We start from the raw sequence: 2,439 nt of genomic DNA, 5'->3' as shown, positions 1-2,439 counted from the left end.
TCGTTCCACCTTGGGGCATCATTCCACCCTGGGGCATCACCCCGCACATCATTCCCCCTTGGGGCATCATGCCGCTCTGGGGCATCATTCCGCCTTGGGGCATCATTCCACCCTGGGGCACCATTCCACCTTGGGGCATCATTCCACCTTGGGGCATCATTCCACCTTGGGGCATCATTCCGCCCTGGGGCATCATGCCGCCCTGCGGTATCATTCCACCCTGGGGCATCGTCCCGGCGCTGTCGCCGGCCACCGGAGCGGGCGAAGCGGCAGGCGCAACTTCCGCAGTGCCGGCGGGATGGTGGGAGTCCTCGGCGAAGGCCGCAGATGTGAAGAGAATGGCTGCAGCGAAGATGGGCTTGCTTAGCGTTTTCATTGCTTGGTTCTCCTGGTTTCGGGTTCAGGGTTCGTCCGCATCGGTCACCCAGCGTCTCCAGGCGCCGGCTGCGGCGCCTGGAACGTGATCCCGTTTGGCCCCTTGCCTACTGCATAGGACTTCAGGACCGCCTGGCCCTTGACCGAGATCAGCGACACGGTGCCGTCGACGATGTTGGTCACGAAGACGAAGGCGCCGTCATCGCTCACGGCGACACCATGCGCTCCCGCACCGGTCCGGATCGTCTTCACGACCTTGCCACTGGCGACGTCGATAACGGAGACCGTGTCGTTCGGCTTGGCCTCGGCGCCCTGGTTGGCGACGTAGACCAGGCGTGCGTCCCGCGTAGCATACACCTGGATGGGCGCCCGTCCGACTTTTATGCGTGCGATCACCTTGCGGGTAGAAGTATCGATCACCGCCACCTTGTTCTCGTCCCTGAGCGAGACATAGACGCGGCTGCCATCCGGCGTGAAGCCGACCTGCACGGGAGCCTTGCCGACTTTGATCCGCGCAGCCTCCCGTAGCTTGGCTGCGTCTATGACGGATACGGTGCCGTCCTTGACGTTGGCGACGTAGATGAACTTTCCGTCAGGGCTCATCCTAAGACCATGCGGATAGTCGCCGGTTGGGACCGTCGCGATGGCTTCGCCCTTCTCGAAATTGATCACGGAAACGATGTTGTGTTCGGAGTCCGTGACGAAGGCTCGCTTGCCGTCGGGGTCAGCGATGACATGGGCCGGATGTGCGCCGGCGGGAATGGAAGCGATCGGCCCCGCAGCGAGAGTGGCTGTGTCAAGGACGATGAGCTTGCCGCCGGCATCCATATCCATTTCCCCCATGTCGCCCGTCTTGCTGTGGTCAGCATTGTGGCCGTTCCCACGTTCACCGTGATCGCCGGCGGAGCGGGGGACCCCTACCGCAAGCAGTTTCCCGCTGCCCGGAAGGAACTGGACGTTGTGCGGCGTGATGGCGACCGGAAAGGAGTCGACCTTCCCAGTTGAGAGGTCGACCCGGCTGATGGAGCCGCCCTCTTCGTCAGCAGTGTAGACGAAGCCTGAAGCCACCGGTTCGGCTGCTCCCGCAGGCTTGACGAGAAGAGCGGCCGCGGCGACGGCAGTAGCTGCCATCTTGGCCCACAGCGTCATGCGGCGGCTGACGCCGGAGCGGTTTTCGACCGCCAGAGCGACGGCATTGTTGCTGGGATAGTTTCTCATGGTCTTATCCTCGAAATCGGTCACGCGGTGTATTCGACGACGGTCATCATGCCGGTTGTCATGTGGTAGAGGTGGTGGCAGTGGAAGGCCCACGTCCCCGGGTTCGCGGCGTCGAACGCCACCGTCACCTCGCGCATCGGCGGCACCCAGACGGTGTCGCGGACGGCTCCCGCGAAGCGGCGGCCATCTATAGCAACCACCTGGAAATGATGGCCGTGCAGATGCATGGGATGGCCCATCATGCTGGCGTTGCGCAGCATCAGTTCGATGCGCTCCCCCTTCCGCACCGGGATCGGCTGATGGTTGCCCCATGTCTTGCCGTTGAGCGTCCAGGAATAACCCTGCATCGTGCCGCCAATCTCGATGGGCTGATTCCGATCCGCGGGCGTCACCGCCAGGGGCTTGGCGGCGACGAGGCTGGACTCGAATATTAGATCCAGCGCGGGCGTGGCCTGGTCGCCAACAGGCGCGATGCGCTTTACAGCGCCGCCCCTGGTCGCCAGTACGAAACCGGTGCGCTCGATGCTGCCCTCGCGCAGCGCCAGGATCGGCCAGGCGCCGGCCTCGTTTGGTATGCGCAGCCGGATGTCGATGCGCTGGCCCATGGCGAGCGGGAAGCGGTGGCCGCGCAGTGGAACGATGGGATCCCCATCGACAGCGATTGCCTCGCCTTCGATTGACCCGGTGTCGATCCAGAACGCCGTGGCGGTGGCGCCGTTGATGAGCCGCAGCCGGACCTGGTCGTTCCGCTCGACTGCGAACACCTGCGGATCGTCCAGGGTGCGGTCGTTCGCCAGGTAGGCGTCGTACTCGATGTCGTTAACGTCCATAGGCATCGCCATGGAC

At 64.0% G+C, this 2,439-nt stretch carries 2 protein-coding genes and 1 pseudogene; 1 reads left to right on the top strand and 2 read right to left on the bottom strand.

Features of this window, described 5'->3' with window-relative positions:
• Positions 1 to 464, top strand: a pseudogene (locus EOA75_RS34315) (hypothetical protein); the annotation flags it as partial.
• On the opposite strand, the gene EOA75_RS31860 reads toward EOA75_RS34315, so the two are convergent.
• Both EOA75_RS31860 and EOA75_RS31855 read right to left on the bottom strand, forming a co-directional pair.
• Positions 421 to 1,593: a cytochrome D1 domain-containing protein gene (locus EOA75_RS31860; protein WP_245466802.1), complete on the bottom strand. Its 1,173-nt coding sequence runs from the start codon at positions 1,591 to 1,593 to the stop codon at positions 421 to 423. The pseudogene EOA75_RS34315 and the gene EOA75_RS31860 sit on opposite strands and share 44 nt — an antisense overlap.
• Positions 1,594 to 1,613: 20 nt before the next feature.
• Positions 1,614 to 2,439, bottom strand: an 826-nt coding sequence (locus tag EOA75_RS31855; RefSeq protein ID WP_164747715.1) for a multicopper oxidase domain-containing protein, incomplete at its 5' end; no start/stop codon positions are given.

Source organism: Mesorhizobium sp. M1A.F.Ca.IN.022.07.1.1, from assembly GCF_003997575.1.
Taxonomy (GTDB): domain Bacteria; phylum Pseudomonadota; class Alphaproteobacteria; order Rhizobiales; family Rhizobiaceae; genus Mesorhizobium.
This window is presented reverse-complemented; position numbering and strand designations above follow the sequence as displayed.